Raw genomic sequence first — 18135 nt, 5'->3', positions numbered from 1 at the left:
CAGCCCAGAGTGAGGAGATCGCATGCGTCGTCCCTTCGCCCGATCGTGGACGGGGGTGCTGGCCACGGCGGCCGCTGCCGCCGCCCTGCCGCTGTCTTCCCCGGCGTCCGCGGCGGCCGACAGCGTCGTCATCGGGGGCAGCCCGGTACAGATCGCCGAGAGTCCATGGGTGGTGGCGCTCGCCAGCCGTGACCGGTTCGGAGGTACGCGCTCAGGGCAGTTCTGCGGCGCCGTCGTGGTCGGGCGTACGACCGTCCTGACGGCGGCCCACTGCGTGAGCGAGGGCGTGCTAGGCGTTCCACTGAGCAGAGTGTCGGACCTGAAGGTCATCGCCGGCCGGGGAGACCTGGGCACGGCGGAGGGGAAAGAGTTCCCGGTCCGTGAGGCCCGGTCCAACCCGGAGTACGACAGTGACACCAACTCCGGCGACTTCGCGGCGCTGACCCTGGCCGAGCCGCTCCCCGCGAGCTACGTGATCGGCATGGCAGGACCGGGAGACCCCGCGTACGAGGCGGGGACGGAGGCCGCCGTCTACGGCTGGGGGGACACGACGGGATCGGGCAGTTACGCCCGTACGCTCCACGCGGCGCGGGTGCAGGTACTGCCCGACACGGTGTGCGAGAGGGCGTACCCGGGCAGTGCCGATGGGAAGTACACGGCGGCGACCATGCTGTGCGCCGGCGAGATGGACGGCCGTCGAGACGCCTGTCAGGGCGACAGCGGCGGGCCGCTGGTCGCTCAGGGGCGACTGATCGGCCTTGTGTCCTGGGGGAGCGGCTGCGGACGTCCTGGCCGCCCAGGGGTCTATACGCGGATCTCGGACGTGGTCCGGGTGATGGGTGGCCGCGCCTGAGGTGATCGCTCGTACAGGGCCGGGGGAGCCGTCGGCCCTGGCGGGCCCAGAAGGGGCCTGGAAGCCTCTGTGACGAGAGCGGGCGGCCGCTCCTGCCTGATGGGCAGGGGCGGCCGCCCGTCACCGGCCTGGTGCGCCGGGGCTGGCTCGTCGTGGATGCGAGGTGTCAGCGTTCCTCTTCGGTGGTGCTCTCCGGAACGGCGGTCAGGCGCTCCGTCTCGTCCTGTATCTCAGCGGCGATCTTCTTGAGTTCCGGCTCGAACTTGCGGCCATGGTGGGCGCAGAAGAGCAGTTCGCCGCCGCTCAGCAGGACGACGCGCAGGTATGCCTGGGCGCCGCAGCGGTCGCAGCGATCAGCGGCCGTCAGGGGGCTCGCGGGGGTCAGAACAGTAGTCACGTCGCCTCTTCTCTAGCTCGACGAGCTGTCGTACCAGGGTCAACATCCAACCAGGCCGAAAACGTTCCCGCTCGCGGCTTTTCCTCGAAATTTCTTTTTGAGGAGGTTGTCGTTGCCGGTTGGCGGCGAATGTGCCGTATTGCGACTCTTACGTGTCTTACGGTTTCGCGCTGTCTGTCAGGTCGGTGTCCTCCCGGCTGGGTTGCCGGTTGTTCATGAGGACGTGCCCGGAGCCTAAATGGTTCATGCCTCGAAGGGAACGTGACGTGCGCTTCACTCCATCGAGGGATCGAACATGCATGCGAGGCTGGGCTAGTCTGCGTGGTGACGAGGGTGGCGTTACAACGGCTCTACCAGGCCTCGGTACCCTCTGACGGGCAACCGAAGCCGCGTCCTTACCCCAAAGGACTCCCCTTGAAATTCAGCGAGGAGCGAACCGCGTGACCGCCGAGACGTCCGTGCCGTCCACAGCGTTGCTGACCGGAGCAGACCGGGACGGTTCCAACTACACCGCGCGGCACCTGCTCGTCCTGGAGGGGCTCGAGGCCGTCCGTAAGCGCCCGGGCATGTACATCGGGTCGACGGACAGCCGTGGCCTGATGCACTGCCTCTGGGAGATCATCGACAACTCCGTCGACGAGGCCCTGGGCGGATACTGCGACCACATCGAGGTCATCCTCCACGACGACGCCTCCGTAGAGGTCCGGGACAACGGTCGGGGCATCCCCGTGGATGTCGAGCCCAAGACCGGCCTTTCTGGCGTCGAGGTCGTCATGACCAAGCTTCACGCGGGCGGCAAGTTCGGTGGTGGCTCCTACGCCGCCTCCGGCGGTCTGCACGGCGTGGGCGCCTCCGTGGTGAACGCGCTCTCCGCGCGTCTCGACGTCGAGGTGGACCGAGCCGGGCACACGCACGCCATCAGCTTTCGGCGCGGCGTTCCCGGCGCCTTCGCCAAGATGGGGCCCGAGGCACCCTTCGACTCGTCGGCGAAGCTCAGCAAGGTCAAGAAGATCCCCAAGGCGCGCACCGGCACGCGCGTGCGTTACTGGGCGGATCGGCAGATCTTCCTCAAGGACGCCAAGCTGTCGCTGGAGAACCTCCACCAGCGCGCCCGTCAGACCGCTTTCCTGGTGCCGGGCCTGACCATCGTCGTGCGCGACGAATTCGGCCTCGGCGAGGGCGGCACGAAGGGCGAGGAATCCTTCCGCTTCGACGGCGGCATCAGTGAGTTCTGTGAGTACCTGGCCCAGGACAAGGCTGTCTGCGATGTCCTCCGCTTCTCCGGGCACGGCTCCTTCAAGGAGACGGTGCCGGTCCTCGACGACCACGGCCAGATGACCCCCACCGAGGTCACCCGTGAGCTCGGCGTGGATGTGGCACTGCGATGGGGCACCGGGTACGACACGACCGTCCGGTCCTTCGTCAACATCATCGCCACCCCCAAGGGCGGCACCCACGTGGCAGGCTTCGAGCGCTCCCTCACCAAGACGATGAACGAGGCGATGCGCGCCCAGAAGGTGCTGCGCGTCGCCGAGGACGACATCGTCAAGGACGACGCCCTGGAAGGCCTCACAGCCGTCGTCACGGTCCGTCTCGCCGAGCCGCAGTTCGAGGGGCAGACCAAGGAGGTGCTGGGCACCTCCGCGGCCAACCGCATCGTCGCCAACGTCATCGCCAAGGAGCTCAAGGCGTTCCTGACGTCCACCAAGCGGGACGCGAAGGCGCAGGCCCGCGCGGTCATGGACAAGGCCGTCGCTGCCGCCCGTACGCGTATCGCGGCCCGCCAGCACAAGGACGCCCAGCGCCGGAAGACCGCGCTGGAGTCCTCGTCGCTGCCCGCCAAGCTCGCCGACTGCCGCAGCGATGACGTGGAGCGCAGCGAGCTCTTCATCGTCGAGGGCGACTCCGCCCTCGGTACCGCCAAGCTCGCGCGGAACTCCGAGTTCCAGGCGCTGCTGCCCATCCGCGGCAAGATCCTCAACGTTCAGAAGGCGTCCGTGACGGACATGCTGAAGAACGCCGAGTGCGGCGCGATCATCCAGGTCATAGGAGCCGGGTCCGGCCGGACCTTCGACATCGACGCGGCGCGCTATGGCAAGATCATTCTGCTCGTCGACGCCGATGTCGACGGCGCGCACATCCGGATCCTGCTGCTGACGTTGTTCCAGCGGTACATGCGGCCCATGGTCGAGGCGGGGCGGGTGTTCGCGGCGGTGCCGCCGCTGCACCGCATCGAGCTCAGCCAGCCCAAGAAGGGGCAGGACAAGTACGTCTACACGTACTCGGACCGTGAGCTGCGTGAGACGCTGCTTGAGATGCAGCGCAAGAATGTGCGGTACAAGGACTCGATCCAGCGCTACAAGGGCCTCGGCGAGATGGACGCCGACCAGCTGGCCGAGACCACGATGGACCCGCGCTTCCGGACTCTGCGGCGGATCAACATCTCCGACCTGGACTCGGCCGAGCAGGTCTTCGATCTGTTGATGGGCAACGACGTCGCACCGCGCAAGGAATTCATCACGAGCTCCGCGGCGACGCTGGACCGCTCGCGCATCGACGCGTAGCGAAAGCCGCCGGCCTCAGGGCCGCCGACGCAAACGGCACAGGAGCCGTGCTCTCCACCCGCGGGTGGAGAGCACGGCTCCACCCATGTTCCACCCCTGCTCCGATTCCGTGACCAGGCGATTTGCTTAGCCTCGAAGACGTCGATCCAGCTCGGATCGGCTTCGTCCTCTTCGACGCACGGAGGCTGACATGCCCGGGCTCGCCCACGCTCTGTTGATCGGCGCTGTCGTGCTGCTGGTGATCGACCGCCAGGTCAAGGCCCAGCGGATCGATGCGGACAGGCGTCGGCGGCTGATACCGGCAGTGCTGGTCTTCATGGCCGTGCGCGAGCCCGACCTGGCCATACGCCCCACCTACGGCATTGCGGACGCGGCGTATGTGCTTACACGGAAGGACCCCGTATGAGTTGGGGCGGATGGACGAGGTGGCCCTCCCAGGAGGCGCTCGCCTGGGAAAGCATGAGCCTGGCCCGGCTGTGGTTCGTCGGGATCCTCCGCGTGATGATCCTCGGCATTCTGCTGTGGAACGCACTCCACGAGAACCATGGCTGGCAGCTGGTGGCGGGCGTGACCGTGGTCTTGGTGGTCACCGGGGCGGGGTGGGCGTTCTTCCGGGTCTCGTTCGCCCATCGGTTGTGGCCCTCTCTGGCGCTGATGACGCTGCTCCTGGGTGCCGCGCTCGTCGCGGACCTGGGCGGGTGGAGCGTGCTGGCCCTGGTGCTGTGGTGCGGCTCCGCCATCTCCGCGCTGGAGCGGCTGCCGCTCGCCGCGGGTGCCCTATGCGTCCTGGTGGCGATGGCCGGGTACGCGTCGTACAACACCGACAGCTGGCTCATCACCGGACTGACCATCGTCGGGCTCGTGCTCGCCGGTTACGCCCTTCGGCTGGATGCCGAGGCGCGAGGCAGCGCTCATCGGCTGCTCGCCCAGGAGCGGGCGGCGCACGCCGCGGAGGCGGAGTCGGCCGCGCTCGCGGAGCGGGCCCGCATCGCCCGTGAGATCCACGATGTGCTGGCCCATAGCCTCTCCGCGCAGCTCGTCCACCTGGAGGCGGCCCGGCTGCTGATCGAGGGGGACGCGACCAAGCAGCAGATCCTGGACCGCGTGGTGGCGGCGCGTTCCATGGCCAGGGAAGGACTCGCCGAGACCAGACAGGCGCTGTCCGCGTTGCGCGGGGAGATGAGCCCGGTCGAGGACTTCCTGCGCGAACTGGTCACGGCGGACCGCGCCTCGGTCACCGTCGTGGGTGCCCCGCGAGCCCTGCCCGCCGAGGCGTCTCAGGCGGTACGCAGAGTGGCCCAGGAAGCCCTGACGAACGTACGCAAGCATGCGCCCGGCGCGAAGATCCAGGTGCGCCTTGAGTACGGGGAGCATCAAGTGAGGCTGGACATAAGGGATTCGGGCGGGCAGTCACCGGGGGAGCTGGCCGCGTCCGGGGCCGGATACGGTCTGCTGGGGATGCGTGAACGGGCCGAGCTGCTGGGCGGATCCCTGGAGGCAGGACCGGGCGAGGAGGGCTTCGTGGTGACGCTGAGGGTGCCGGGATGACGCGGGAGGACGTTGCCGCCGGGACCGCGGACAGCCGGGAGAAAAGACCGGAAACCGCGGGAGGGGCGGGGGGAAGGCCACCCGCGCGGGTGATTGTGGTCGACGACCAGACCATCGTGCGCGAGGGGATCGTGATGCTGCTGGGGCTGCTGCCCGGCATCGAGGTTGTCGGTGCCGGCGGTGATGGTGAGGAGGCCGTCCGCCTGGTCGCCGAACTCGCCCCGGATGTGGTGCTGATGGACCTGCGCATGCCTCGTTGTGACGGAGCGGAGGCCACTCGACGCATCCGGGCCGAGTATCCGGGGACACAGGTCGTCGTGCTCACCACCTACGCCGATGACGACTCGCTGTTTCCGGCGCTCAAGGCGGGCGCCCGCGGGTACCTGACAAAGGACGCCGGCGGGGAAGAGATCGTGCGGGCCGTGGTGGACGTGCTCTCGGGAAAGGCTGGGCTCTCCCCGCAAATCCAACGGCGACTCCTGGAGCGGTTGTCGGAGCCGGACTCCACCCCTGCCGCCGAGCCCCCGGACGGGCTCACCGCGCGGGAGACCGAGGTGCTCGTCCTGATCGCCGAGGGCATGTCGAACCACGAGATCGCCCGTGCCCTGCATGTCTCCACCGCGACCGTGAAGACCCACATCAACAACCTCTTCGCGAAGGCCGGCCTCAAAGACCGTGCACAGGCCGTTCGCTATGCCTACCGGCATGGCCTCGCCAAACCCGCGGGAGGTGGCAGAACCTGACGATGCTTCACCTGATGGAGTGAAGAGCGCCGGGAGGAAGTGTCAGGGATCTTCCCGGTCTGCCCATCCTTGGGCACGCGGCCGAACAGGGCAGCGGGCGAGGAGAGTTCGGTGGAGATGTACGACGGGCCGAATGTCGGTGCGGGCCGGGCCGACCGGAGCCTGGCCGGAGATCTGAGAGATCCCTGGTGTGACGCACTCGCTTCCGGCTGGGGAGAGCTGGACGGCACGGGTGCGCCGGCTTCCGTGGTGGCACCCCGGGCCGTCCCGCAGCAGCGGAGCGCGAGCGCGGCGGACATCTACCTGGAGGTGCAGCACAGCGAGGCTTTCCAAGAGGTGCGCAGCCGGTACAGGAGGTTCGCTTTCCCTGCCGTTGCTGTCTTCTTCACCTGGTACGTGGCGTACGTGGTGACCGCGACGGCGGCGCCGGACCTGATGGCGCGTCCCATCGCGGGGGCGGTGAACGTAGGGCTGCTTGCAGGGCTCGGACAGTTCCTCACGACGTTCCTGCTGACCTGGGCTTATGCCCGGCACGCGCGCCTGCGCAGGGACCGGGCGGCTCTCGATCTCCGGTGGACGGTGTTCGAGCGGAAGCGGAAGCGGGTCGAGCGACAGGGACCGCGGTGGGCGCCGAGCGGGGCCGCGGAGGAGGGGGTGGAGCGATGACCGGTGACCACCAGACCCTTGCGCTCCTGCTGTTCGGTGTCTTCGTGGCCGTGACGCTGGCGATCACGACGTGGGTGAGTCGCCACCGGCATGGTTCGGCCGAGGAGTTCTATGCGGGCGGGCGGCTCTTCTCGCCCATGGAGAACGGTTTCGCCATCGCCGGTGACTACATGTCGGCTGCCTCCTTCCTCGGCATCTCCGGACTGATCGCGCTCTTCGGGTATGACGGATTGCTCTACTCGGTGGGCTTCCTCGTCGCCTGGCTCGTCGTGCTGTTTCTGGTGGCTGAACTGGTGCGCAACTGCGGCCGTTTCACGCTCGCCGATGTCGTTGCCGCGCGGATGAAGGAGCGGCCGGTGCGGATCGCGGCGGGAACTTCCTCGGTGACCGTGTCCGTTCTCTATCTGGTGGCGCAGATGGTGGGGGCGGGCTCGCTGGTCGCACTGCTGCTCGGTGGGACGAGCGGGGCGGCGCAGACGTGGACGGTGGTCGGCGTCGGCGCGCTCATGGTGATCTATGTGTCGTTGGGAGGGATGCGGGCCACCACCTGGATCCAGATCGTGAAAACGGTCCTGCTGATGTGCGGCGCGATAGCGCTGACCGTGCTCGTTCTCGTGCGCTTCCACGGTGACTTCGACCAACTGCTGCGCACCGCCGCCGACCGCAGCGGCCACGGCGAGCGGTTCCTGGCGCCGGGACTGAAGTACGGGGGTGACTGGACCGCCAGGCTCGACTTCATCAGCCTCGGGCTGGCACTGGTGCTTGGCACCGCCGGGTTGCCGCACATCTTGTCCCGCTTTTACACCGTGCCGACCGCGCGGGCCGCGCGCCGCTCGGTCGTCTGGTCCATCGGACTCATCGGCAGCTTCTATCTGATGACGATCGTGCTGGGCTTCGGCGCGGCCGCGATCGTGGGCTCCGAGGCGGTGCGGGGCTCGAACGCCGCGGGGAACACGGCAGTTCCGCTGCTGGCGCTCGACCTGGGCGGCGGTGTGGACTCCACTGGGGGAGCGGTTCTGTTCGCGATCGTCGCAGCCATCGCCTTCGCCACGATGCTTGCCGTGGTCGCCGGGATCACGCTCGCCTCCTCGGCGTCAGTGGCACACGACTTGTATGCCTCCCTGCGGCGGCGGAGCGCGAAGCCGCGCAGCGAGGTGGCGGTGGCGCGTGTTGCCGCCGCCGGGATCGGTGTCCTGGCGATCGGGCTCGGGCTGCTGGCGCGGGACCTCAACGTGGCGTTCCTGGTGGGCCTCGCCTTCGCGGTCGCCGCGTCCGCCAATCTGCCGGTGCTGCTGTACTCGCTGTTCTGGCGGAATTTCACCACGCGGGGCGCGGTGTGGTCGGTGTACGGGGGGTTGCTGCCCGCGCTCGTACTGGTGCTGCTCTCGCCGGTGGTCTCCGGAGGGCCCGACTCCCTCTTCCCTGGGGCGGACTTCCAGTACTTCCCGCTGGAGAACCCGGGGCTCGTCTCCATTCCGCTGGGCTTCCTCGCGGGTTGGCTGGGCACGGTGACCTCACGCGAACCGGCGGACGAGGCCAAGCACGCGGAGACCGAGGTGCGTTCGCTGACGGGTGCCGGAGCGGCGTAACGATTCCTCTGGCCGAGCCCAAGCCCGAGCCCGCTGGTGCCGCGCGGAGATCCGGACGAGGCGCCTCAGTCGTCTCGGCTGTCTCGACGGGCGCTGAGGCGGGCGTTGGGGCGGGCGTTGAGTCGGGCGGCCTGGCGCGTCAGATGATCGCGTTCGGCGAGGTTGGATGCCTTGTGGGCAGCCTCCGCGTACAGCTGTGCGGCCGTCGCGTGGTCGCCGTCGCGCTCGTGGAGGTACGCGGCCACCGCGGCGAGTCGGGGCAGGGAGTCGTCCAGCGCCGCGAGTGCCGCCAGTCCGGCGCGTGGCCCATCGGCCTCACCGACCGCCACCGCGCGGTTGAGCCGGACGACCGGGTTGTCGGTCAGGCGGACCAGCTCGTCGTACCACTCGACGATCTGCACCCAATCGGTCTCCTCGGCGGTGGGCGCGTCGGCGTGGAGCGCCGCGATGGCGGCCTGGGCCTGGAACTCGCCCAGCCGGTCGCGGGCGAGGGCCGCCTGCAGGATCTCGACGCCCTCGGCGATCGACTCGGTGTCCCATCGGCTGCGGTCCTGTTCGGCGAGGGGCACCAGGCTGCCGTCGGAAGCCGTGCGGGTGGCGCGCCGGGCGTGGTGGAGCAGCATGAGGGCGAGCAGCCCGGCCACCTCGGGGTGGTCGATCGCGGCCGCGAGCTGCCGGGTGAGCCGGATGGCTTCGGCGGCGAGGTCGACGTCGCCGGAGTAGCCCTCGTTGAAGACCAGGTAGAGGACGCGCAGGACGGTGGCGACGTCGCCCGGCCGATCGAATCGCACGCCGGAGACGGTGCGCTTGGCCCGGCTGATGCGCTGGGCCATGGTCGCCTCGGGCACGAGGTAGGCCTGGGCGATCTGGCGGGTGGTCAGCCCGCCGACGGCCCGCAGGGTGAGCGCGACCGCGGATGACGGTGTCAGGGACGGGTGGGCGCAGAGGAAGTACAGCTGGAGCGTGTCGTCCACCGACGGCGAGGGTCCGGGTGCGGGCTCCTCGTCGATGAGCTCCTCGCGTCGGCGGCGGGCGGTGTCCGCCCGGGCCGCGTCGAGGAACTTGCGCCAGGCCACGGTGACCAGCCACCCCTTCGGGTCCCGCACGGGGGACCCGTGGCCCGGAGAGCCCGGAGAGCCCGGAGAGCCCGGAGAGCCCGAGGCCTCCGAGGCACCTGGAGAGCTTGGGTAGGGCTTGGTGGTGGGCCAGACGCGGACCGCCTCGACCAGCGCCTCCTGTACGGCGTCCTCGGCCGCCGCGAAGTCGGCTCCGCGGCGGACGAGGATTCCGAGCACACTCGGTGTGAGGCTCCGGAGAAGGGCCTCGTTCAGCTCAGAGGTCACGTGAGAGGTCACTCCGTGATGGTGGGCGGCGCGGTCAGGAACGGGCGCACTTCAAGCCACTCGTGGATCGGCTTCCCGCCCGCCCCGGGGGCCGCTGACAGTTCCCCGGCCAGTTCGATGGCACGTTCGTAGGTGTCGACGTCGATCACCATCCAGCCGGCGATGAGGTCCTTGGTCTCGGCGAACGGGCCGTCGGTGACCGGCGGGCGGCCCTCACCGTCGTACCGGACGAAGGTCCCCTCAGGGGCGAGCGCCTGGCCGTCGACGAACTCTCCGGTCGCTTCGAGCCGGTCCGCGAAGTCGCGCATGTACTGGATGTGCGCGGAGATCTCCTCCGGTGTCCACTGGTCCATGGGCACGTCGTTGACCGCGGCGGGGGCGCCTCGGTAGTGCTTGAGCAGCAGGTACTTGGCCATCGTGTTCTCCTCGGCACTGGTGCGACCCATTCTGGTCGCGTTCATAGCGGGGACGGAGCCGATCACGGGTTCTCGACATGCCCGGCCGAAGTTTTTTTGGACACCGAGGTGGCGCCCGGTTGGTGCCTGGTAGGCGCCTGGTCGGCCGCCTATTCGGCCCCTCGGTTGGCGGCCGGTGGCGCACTGCTAGACGCTGGCCGCCCACTCATAGCGGTGCTCCGGGCGGCCCGTGTCGCCGTACTTGAGGCTCAGGCGGACGCGGCCCGTGCGTTCCAGGAGTTTCAGATAGCGCTGGGCCGTCTGGCGGCTCAGACGGGTGCGATCTGCCAGTTCCTGGGCGGAGAGGGGGCCGTCCGCGGCCATCAGGGCGCGGCGTACCAGTTCCGCCGTGGTGGGGGAGTGGCCCTTGGGCAGTTCGGGGGCGGGCGTCGACGAGAGGGCGCCGAAGATCCGGTCGACCTCGGCCTGCTCGGCCTCGCCGCCGCCGTCCAGCGTGCGGCGCAGTGTCGCGTACGCGTCGAGTTTGGCGCGCAGGCTCGCGTAGGAGAACGGCTTCACCAGGTACTGGAGTGCGCCGTGCCGCATCGCCGCCTGCACCGTGGCGACATCGCGTGCCGCCGTCACCATGATCACGTCGGTCTGGTGGCCGCGCTCGCGCAAGGCGCGTACGACCGACAGACCCGTCTCGTCCGGCAGATAGTGGTCCAGCAGCACCAGGTCGACCGGGGTCTCCTCGACGAGGCGCAGCGCCTCACCGGCGCTGTGTGCCTTCGCCGCCACGTGGAAGCCGGGGATCTTCGCGACATAGGCGGCGTTGACGTCCGCGACCCGGACGTCGTCGTCGACGACAAGGACCTCGATCAACGTGTCGCCTCCGTGCCTTCGGTCATCGTGATTCCTCCGTGGCGGCCAGCTCTGGTGCGCGGAGCGCTTCGGGCAGTACGACAGTGAACTCCGCGCCTCCCTCAGGTGCCTCACCGGCACGCGCGCTGCCGCCCTGCCGTTCGGCGAGCCTGCGGACCAGGGCGAGGCCGATCCCGCGCTTGCCGTGCGCCGGCGGTTCCTTGGTCGTCCACCCCTCCGTGAAGATCGTCTCGCGCTGCTCGGCGGGCACTCCGGGACCTGTGTCGCGGACGCGCAGGACCACCGAGCGCCCTTCGGTGCGTACGGCGACCTCCACGCGCGCGTGCCGGGCGCCAGCGGCGGCGTCAAGAGCGTTGTCGACAAGGTTGCCGACGATCGTGACGAGTCCGCCCGGGTCGACGAGCCGGTCGGGCAGCGAGGTGTCACGGGGTACGGAGAGCGCGACGCCGCGCTCCGTCGCGACCGTGGCCTTGCCGACCAGGAGGGCCGCGAGCAGCGGGTCGTGGATCTTCTCGGTGATCTGCTCGGCGGTCACGCGGTGCGCACCGGCCACTTCTCCGACGTATTCGGCGGCCTCCTCGTACATCTCCAATTCGAGCAGTCCAAGGAGCGTGTGCATACGGTTGGCGTGCTCGTGGTCCTGGGCGCGCAGGGCGTCGATGAGGCCGCGTGTGGAGTCGAGTTCGCGGCCCAGCTGCTCCAGTTCGGTGCGGTCGCGCAGGGTGGCGACGGCGCCCCCGTCGTCGGTGGGCATGCGGTTGGCGACCAGGACGCGCTGCCCACGGACGGTCAGCAGGTCGGTGCCGGTGACCCGGCCGGCGAGGACGTCGGTCGTACGTCCCGGGCCGAGCGCGTCGTCCAGCGGTCGGCCGAGCGCCTCCGCCCCGAGGCCGAGGAGGCGCTGCGCCTCGTCGTTGAGCAGCCGGATCCGGCCCGCGCGGTCCAGCGCGACGACGCCTTCGCGGATACCGTGCAGCATCGCCTCGCGCTCCGCGAGCAGCGCCGAGATGTCGGAGAAGGCCAGGTCACGGGTCTGCCGCTGCACCCTGCGGGAGATCAGGTACGCGGCGAGCGCGCCGACGGCCAGCGCCCCGCCCGCGTAGGCGAGCAACCCCGGGATCGAGTGGACCAGGCGGGCCCGCACGCTGTCGTACTCGATGCCTACGGAGACAGCGCCCACGATGGCCCCGTCCGCAGCCCTCAACGGCACCTTGCCGCGCGCGGAACGGCCGAGCGTGCCGTTGTCGATCTCCATGACCTCACGTCCCGCGAGCGCGTCACTGGGGTCGGTCGAGACGACCTTGCCGATCTGGCCACGATCGGTGTGGGACCAGCGGACGCCTTCCTTGTTCATGATCACTACGTACTCGGCGCCGCTGGCCCGGCGGATCCGGTCGGCTTCCTTCTGGACGGGCCCGTCACCTGTGGGCGGTGAGGACGTCAGCTCCTCGGCGAGCTGGGGGCGGGCGGCCGTCGTCTGGGCGATGGCCAGCGCGCGGCGCATCGCCTGGTCGTCGAGCTGGTCGCTGAGGGGCGCGAGAAAGAGCCCGGTGGCCAGGACCGCGACCCCGGCGGCGATCGCCAGCTGTATCAGCAGCACCTGCGAGAACACGCGCCGCGGCAGGCCGAGGCGGCGGCGTCGTACAGGGGAGGTCGCTTTCATGTGTACGAACGGTACGGCCGGGGGCGGGCTACTCCGAAGTCAGTGTGGTGGGGATCTCGTACGAGGTGGTGGGTCTCGTACGAGGTGGCGGGGAGTTCCGTACGAGGATGCGTGCGCCTGATCCGGGGCTCTGATCGGCGCAGCCTGTCGGTACGGCGCCCAAGAGCCGCTGTACGGCGGCCAAGAGCCGCTGTACGGCGGCCTAGCGGACGGGTCGCACCGCCACCACGTCCATCCGCGCCGGGGACTTCAGAGCCGCACCACAGCTCTCCGGGCGGGGCGGCAGCGAGGCGCCCTGTTCCACAGTGACCTGCCAGCGGCGGCCGTCGGTGTGGGCGATGGTCACTTCCCACGGCGGGGCCGTGCCGTCCGTGCCGACGACGGTCAAGGCCCCGGCGGCGTCCTCGTCCGTCGCCGTCCGCACCGCCAGCTCGGCGGCCTGGCCGGGACGCTCCCAGGCGGAGTTGCCCCGGCAGCCCTCGATGATCACCCGGCCCGTCCGCACGGCTTCCAGGATCTCCTTGACGGCGTACGTCCCGGTCCTGCCGTACGCGTAGCCGTACGGGAGCACCAACAGGGTGGGCGAGAAGCGATGACCACCCAGATGAGTGATCTCCCAGGATCCCTCTTCGCCGGCGGCCGCGAGTTCGGCGGCGAGCGGTCTGCCGAGCAGGGCGCAGCAGCGGTCGCGCTTGCCGTTGGTGCAGACGAGCGCGAGCGGGGCGCCCGTGTGCGGGGTGCCGAAGCCGCCGTGGTCGCCCGCGCCGAGAGCCGCGAAGTCGAGGTCGAGCAAGCGCCTCGCGTCGTCCGTCACCTCGGAGCGCAGCCAGGTGCGGCCGGGGACCGTGTGCGCCGCGTACACCCGGTGTCGGGTCGGAGCGTGGCAGTCGGCGTGGCGTCCGGGGCGCCGGATCAGCGCGACGCGTACGCCCGTGCCTTCGGCGGCGCCCTCCAGGGCGCTGCCGATCTCCGGGTCGAGATGGCTGGACGTCAGCGCCTTGGCGCCCCAGGGGCCCGGTTGCTCCACCAGAAGCCACGTCCTGGCGGTGGCAGCGGTTCCCGCAAGAGGCTCGTCCAGGTCCCGCGAGGCGGTCGCGCACGTACTCACGTAGGCGAGCCTAACTTGCCTTGTCTGCGGGTGATGGGCCGTTCACTCCTGGCCGGGGGAAGGCGGGGGCTGGGGCGGGCGAGGTCCGACGTACTGGCCGCTGGGGCGCATGCGCAGCGGCCGTTCGTCGTACTCCTCCAGGGCGTGGGCCACCCAGCCCGTCGTGCGGGCCACCGCGAAGATCGTTTCGCCCGCCTCCGCCGCCATTCCGCAGGAGGCGGTCAGGACGGCCAGGGCGAGGTCGACGTTGGCACGCAGGTCCGTGTGGCGGGCGGTGGTGGCCACCACGTCGCGGGCCGCGGCGAGGGCGGGGCCCGCCTTCGGCATCTCCTCCAGGAGGGCGAACAGCGCTTGGGCACGCGGGTCCTCGCCGCGGTAGAGGCGGTGGCCGAGGCCGGGCACGCGGCGGCCCGCGCGGAGTTCGTCGGCCACCACAGGGGTCGCGCTGCCCCGGTCGAGTACGTCGAGGAGCATGCGGTGGGCCAGGCCGCTGGCCGCGCCGTGCAGCGGGCCCTCCAGCACGCCGAGGCCCGCCGATACGGCCGCGTAGGGGTGGGCGCGTGCCGAGGCGGCGACCCGTACGGCGAGTGTCGACGCGGCGAGGTCGTGGTCGATGAGCAGCGCCAAGGCGGTGTCCAGGGCGTGCAGCGACGCCTCGTCGGGGTCGACGCCGCTCAGCCGGGCCCACAGCCACCGGGCCAGCGGGCCTTCGTCCCGGTGCCCCGGAAGCACCGGGGGGAGCGCGGTGACGAGCGTGGGGATCAGTGTGCGCGCGGTGCCGATGACCGCCTCTTCGGAGAGGTCGAAGCGGAGCGGGTCGGCCGACCCGGCGGCGATGGCCGCCACGCGCAGCCGGTCCGTCGGCCCGCTGTGGCCGGGCAGGGCGTTGACGGCGCGGCGGGCCGCGGAGACGGTCTCTCTGGGGGCGCTGAAGCGGATGCCGGGGCGCAGGACGCCGGTCCACAGCCACTCGGCGACCTCTTCGTAGGAGTGCGCGAGCGCGAGTTCAGTGGCGTCGACTCCACGGTAGTAGTAGCGGTCGCCGTCGATGAACGTGATGCGGGTGCGCACGGAGAGTTCGTTGGCGGTGGTCGAGGCCGCTGGTTCCCGTCTGTTCCTGCGGGCCAGCGCCTCGACCTCCTTGGGGTCGAACGTGCTGCCCCGCGACCCCGGTCCGCGGCGGCTGCTGAGCTGGCCGCGGCTCACGTACGCGTACACGGTCTCGGGCTTCACACCGAGCAACTCGGCGGCTTCCTTGGTGCTCATCCGCCGCTGACCGTCGTGCGCGGTTCCTTGATCCGTCATGGACGACACCGTATCCGTACCTCGATACCTGTATTGCGATATTGATTCAATCAATATTGACAGAGGTTTAGTCAAGCATGGACAGTCAAATCAAGTCCAGGGAGGAAGTCGAGGAAGAACATGCCGATCAATGGCTCCACCGCCGCCCCCACCGAGCCCGTCGAGGTCCCGCGAGGACTCGCGGGTGTCGTCGTCACCGAGACCGCACTCGGAGACGTGAGGGGATATGAGGGCTTCTACCACTACCGCCAGTACTCGGCCGTCGAGCTCGCGCAGAGCCGCAGCTTCGAGGACGTATGGCACCTGATGTTCCACGGCGAGCTGCCGGACACCGGGCAGAGCGCCGCCTTCGCCGCGCGGACCGCGGCGCTGCGGCACCTCCCCGAGGAAGTGCGGGACGCGCTGCCCGCCCTCGCCCGCGCCAGTGCGCTGTCGGGGCCGCTCTCCGGACTGCGCACCGCCCTGTCGCTCTTCGGGGCGTCGAAGGGGTTCCGTCCGGTGTACGACATCGACGAGGACCGGCGGCGCGCTGACGCCTTGGCCGCGTCCGCCGTCGTACCGACACTGCTCACCGCGCTGTATCGGCTCGGCCAGGGCCTTGAACCGGTGGAGCCGCGGGACGACCTCTCGTACGCCGCCAACTATCTCTACATGCTCACTGGTTTCGAGCCGGACGCCGCCCGCGCCCGTGCCATCGAGCAGTACTTGATCTCCACCATTGATCACGGCTTCAACGCGTCAACGTTCACGGCCCGGGTCATCACGTCCACGGGGGCGGATGTGGCGGCGTGTCTGGTGGGCGCCGTAGGAGCGCTGTCGGGTCCGCTGCACGGTGGGGCGCCGAGCCGAGCCCTCGACACCCTCGACGCGATCGGCACCCCCGACCGCATTGACGGCTGGATCCGCGAACGTGTCCTCGCGGGGGAACGCATCATGGGCTTCGGGCACCCCGTCTACCGCACCGAGGATCCACGCTCGCGCATGCTGCGGGGCATCGCGCGGGGATTCGGCGGGCCCATGGTGGACTTCGCGGTCGAGGTCGAGCGGCAGGTCGAGGCCATCCTGGCGGAGCTCAAGCCGGGCCGTGAGCTGCACACGAACGTGGAGTTCTACGCCGGGGTCGTCATGGAGCTGTGCGGGCTGCCGCGTGAGATGTTCACGCCGACGTTCGCGTCCGCGCGCGTGGTGGGCTGGAGCGCCAACGTCCTGGAGCAGGCCCGGGACTCGAAGATCATCCGCCCTGCGGCGCGGTACGTGGGGGAGGCGCCGCCGGTTCCGGTGCCGTCGGCGCCGTAGGCATCCGTTCCGTGACGCAGTTGTGTGCCGGCGCCGTGTTCCAGTAGCGGCGGAACGCCGGGCGGTTGCGTGCAGACTCGCATGTCGGCCTCGCGCTCCGGTGGAGTTCGGACCGCACGGGGGCCCGGCCCCTATGGGGACCGGGCCCGAGAGGCGGCCGGGCAGTCGGTCGGCTGTGCAGTCGGCCACGTGGTGATTCCGCCGGGCGTCTGTCGGCTCACCAGGGCCAAGCCGGGCTCCCTGACGAGCAGCCGAGCAGCGAGCAGAAGCAATCTCGCTCAGCGAAGGTTGTCTGGCGGGGCGACGCATAGCCGACGGCATATGGAGAGTGTGAGGACGCTCTTGCGCCCAAGGCGGACGGCCATTCTGCAGACGGTCATTTTGCGGCTCCTTCCCGGCAGGCAGAAATGACGGCGAAAAGGTCGGGCAGTGAGGGACCACTCACGTGCTGCGATGGCGATGCGCCGTCGGAATGCCGGGTGCGGCATGACGGCGAGCTCGGGCGGCTCAGGCCTCGGGGATGTCGACCTTGGCTCGGATGAGGGTTTCCCGGCTGATGACGACGATGCGTTCATAGGCGGCACGTGCAGCATCGGCCGGCAGTGTGCCGTCGAGCGCCTCGGTCCTGTCTGTCCCGATGACGGCGAAGTCGCCGTCACTGAGCTCGAAAATGTCGGGACAGGTCTGGCCGGTTGCGCTGCCCCGCTCACGGGGAGACGCGCCGATGCGGCGCACGATCTTCAAGGGGATCCCGGTCCTTGGGCGATAGGGGAGTAAGGGCGGGGACAGGTTAGCCCTTGATGTCGCCGGGTTGGGTGCGTCGTCATCCAACTGGACCTACTCGGCGGGCGGTTCACCCACGACCCACCACTCGTCGGTGTCCGCCTCTTGCAGTTCCCTGTCAAGACGGTCCATCATCCGGCCCAACTTGGCCTCCTCCGAGGACCGGTCCAGACTTGCCCGGTGGTGGCGTGTGGCATCCCAGTAGTGCCGGAAGAGCGGGTTCTGACACATCACCCGAAGGTGTCCGTGGAGTTCTCCGAGCGTCATGGCGCCGATGCGATGCGCATGCAGGGCGTTGATGTAGAGCGCGTTCGCGAAGAGGAACTGCCGCTGCCGTTCGGGGGACACGTCCCCCTCGTAGGTGTCCAGGACGGCGGCCAGCGTGGCGTCCCCCATGGCTTTGCACAGCAGGTCGAAGTGCAGCCGGTGCTGCTCGGTGAGTGCCTTGTTGCGGCGCTGCGCTTCGGCTGCCGCGAGGTCGCGTTCGGATATGAGGCGCTCGCGTTCCGCCGTTTCGGATATGAGGCGCTCGCGTTCCGCCGTGCATGCCGCTTGTCTGCGCTGCTGCGTCCAGCACCAAGCAAGCGTCCCCGTCGCGAACGCGAGCCCGGCAACCGTTGCCGAACCCACCCCCCATGTCCGTGCACTCTGTGTGGCCATGTCAACCCCCGAATCAGGCGACCGTCCGCCGGTCGTCGGATGCGGGTCGACAGGGAGCGGACCGGCGAGCGGTGGGCGGTGCGCTTGCCGTCTCCCAGGGTGCCGAGCGGCTCTGATCGGCGGGGAGGCGGAGAGGAGGCGCACGGAAGGAAGCAGCGGTCGTGCCTCCCGGTGCCGTGCCTAACGTGTGCCCCGCGAGCGCCGCTAACAATCGTTCACTTCGCGGCTCGTCCGCGCGCACATATCCTGGGCGCGCACACATATCCTGAGTCGGTCTTCATTCTTCGCGGGAGCTCCGCGGCGGCCCGCACTCCGCGTGGGGGGCCGCCGCGACCCG

The 18135-nt window shown here is 69.9% G+C and carries 17 protein-coding genes; 8 read left to right on the top strand and 9 right to left on the bottom strand.

All coding sequences use genetic code 11. From position 1 onward, the window contains the following. The first annotated feature begins 22 nt into the window (after positions 1-22). On the top strand, positions 23-853 hold the full coding sequence (locus ACOBQB_RS08435) for a serine protease (RefSeq protein WP_423590043.1): 831 nt from the start codon (positions 23-25) through the stop codon (positions 851-853). A 166-nt stretch (positions 854-1019) separates the two neighbouring features. Here ACOBQB_RS08435 and ACOBQB_RS08430 read toward each other — a convergent pair whose 3' ends face one another. Next, the gene (locus tag ACOBQB_RS08430; protein ID WP_127911237.1) at positions 1020-1250 is read right to left on the bottom strand and encodes a DUF7455 domain-containing protein; all 231 of its coding nucleotides are present in this window, start codon (positions 1248-1250) and stop codon (positions 1020-1022) included. A 440-nt stretch (positions 1251-1690) separates the two neighbouring features. Between ACOBQB_RS08430 and ACOBQB_RS08425 the strand changes: the two genes are divergently transcribed. The 6 genes from ACOBQB_RS08425 (at position 1691) to ACOBQB_RS08400 (ending at position 8360) form a co-directional block, all read left to right on the top strand. Further along, on the top strand, positions 1691-3814 hold the full coding sequence (locus tag ACOBQB_RS08425; protein ID WP_423590041.1) for a DNA gyrase/topoisomerase IV subunit B: 2124 nt from the start codon (positions 1691-1693) through the stop codon (positions 3812-3814). Positions 3815-4004: 190 nt separating this feature from the next. After that, positions 4005-4220 carry a hypothetical protein gene (locus ACOBQB_RS08420; protein WP_423590040.1) on the top strand — a complete coding sequence of 72 codons (216 nt, stop codon included), beginning with the start codon at positions 4005-4007 and terminating at the stop codon, positions 4218-4220. Next, positions 4217-5362: a sensor histidine kinase gene (locus ACOBQB_RS08415; RefSeq protein ID WP_423590039.1), complete on the top strand. Its 1146-nt coding sequence runs from the start codon at positions 4217-4219 to the stop codon at positions 5360-5362. The genes ACOBQB_RS08420 and ACOBQB_RS08415 overlap by 4 nt, the downstream gene beginning before the upstream one ends. Positions 5363-5451: 89 nt before the next feature. Further along, complete coding sequence (locus ACOBQB_RS08410) at positions 5452-6105, top strand: response regulator transcription factor (RefSeq protein WP_423590037.1); 654 nt, start codon at positions 5452-5454, stop codon at positions 6103-6105. A 117-nt stretch (positions 6106-6222) separates the two neighbouring features. Next, positions 6223-6771 (top strand): DUF485 domain-containing protein, encoded by a 549-nt coding sequence (locus ACOBQB_RS08405; RefSeq protein WP_423590486.1) that lies wholly within the window; start codon positions 6223-6225, stop codon positions 6769-6771. Then, positions 6768-8360 (top strand): solute symporter family protein, encoded by a 1593-nt coding sequence (locus tag ACOBQB_RS08400; protein ID WP_423590035.1) that lies wholly within the window; start codon positions 6768-6770, stop codon positions 8358-8360. Before ACOBQB_RS08405 ends, ACOBQB_RS08400 begins: the two co-directional genes overlap by 4 nt. A gap of 65 nt (positions 8361-8425) precedes the next feature. Here ACOBQB_RS08400 and ACOBQB_RS08395 read toward each other — a convergent pair whose 3' ends face one another. The 6 genes from ACOBQB_RS08395 to ACOBQB_RS08370 all read right to left on the bottom strand — a co-directional run bounded on the left by ACOBQB_RS08395 (position 8426) and on the right by ACOBQB_RS08370 (position 15059). Next, a complete protein-coding gene (locus ACOBQB_RS08395; protein WP_423590484.1) occupies positions 8426-9691 on the bottom strand; it encodes an RNA polymerase sigma factor in 1266 nt (421 codons plus the stop codon). 20 nt (positions 9692-9711) lie between these two features. After that, complete coding sequence (locus ACOBQB_RS08390; RefSeq protein ID WP_423590482.1) at positions 9712-10119, bottom strand: YciI family protein; 408 nt, start codon at positions 10117-10119, stop codon at positions 9712-9714. A gap of 186 nt (positions 10120-10305) precedes the next feature. Then, a complete protein-coding gene (locus ACOBQB_RS08385) occupies positions 10306-10983 on the bottom strand; it encodes a response regulator (RefSeq protein ID WP_423590033.1) in 678 nt (225 codons plus the stop codon). 22 nt (positions 10984-11005) lie between these two features. Further along, the gene (locus ACOBQB_RS08380; protein WP_423590031.1) at positions 11006-12646 is read right to left on the bottom strand and encodes a sensor histidine kinase; all 1641 of its coding nucleotides are present in this window, start codon (positions 12644-12646) and stop codon (positions 11006-11008) included. Positions 12647-12848: 202 nt separating this feature from the next. Then, positions 12849-13754, bottom strand: a complete 906-nt coding sequence (locus ACOBQB_RS08375; RefSeq protein WP_423590030.1) for a sucrase ferredoxin — start codon at positions 13752-13754, stop codon at positions 12849-12851. Between the two features lie 42 nt (positions 13755-13796). Then, on the bottom strand, positions 13797-15059 hold the full coding sequence (locus ACOBQB_RS08370) for a citrate synthase family protein (RefSeq protein WP_423590028.1): 1263 nt from the start codon (positions 15057-15059) through the stop codon (positions 13797-13799). A 120-nt stretch (positions 15060-15179) separates the two neighbouring features. Between ACOBQB_RS08370 and ACOBQB_RS08365 the strand changes: the two genes are divergently transcribed. Continuing rightward, entirely contained in the window at positions 15180-16355 is a 1176-nt protein-coding gene (locus ACOBQB_RS08365; RefSeq protein WP_423590027.1) for a citrate synthase/methylcitrate synthase, read from the top strand. Between the two features lie 507 nt (positions 16356-16862). Here the strand turns inward: ACOBQB_RS08365 and ACOBQB_RS08360 are convergent. Together ACOBQB_RS08360 and ACOBQB_RS08355 are read right to left on the bottom strand one after the other, a co-directional pair. Beyond that, the gene (locus ACOBQB_RS08360; RefSeq protein WP_423590025.1) at positions 16863-17099 is read right to left on the bottom strand and encodes a hypothetical protein; all 237 of its coding nucleotides are present in this window, start codon (positions 17097-17099) and stop codon (positions 16863-16865) included. Positions 17100-17192: 93 nt separating this feature from the next. Beyond that, positions 17193-17768 (bottom strand): DUF6082 family protein, encoded by a 576-nt coding sequence (locus tag ACOBQB_RS08355; protein ID WP_423590023.1) that lies wholly within the window; start codon positions 17766-17768, stop codon positions 17193-17195. Between the last annotated feature and the right edge of the window lie 367 nt (positions 17769-18135).

Source organism: Streptomyces sp. G5(2025) (assembly GCF_049542075.1).
Classification (GTDB): Bacteria; Actinomycetota; Actinomycetes; order Streptomycetales; family Streptomycetaceae; genus Streptomyces.
The sequence above is the reverse complement of the archived record's forward strand: the minus strand, read 5'-3'. Positions and strand labels throughout refer to the sequence as shown.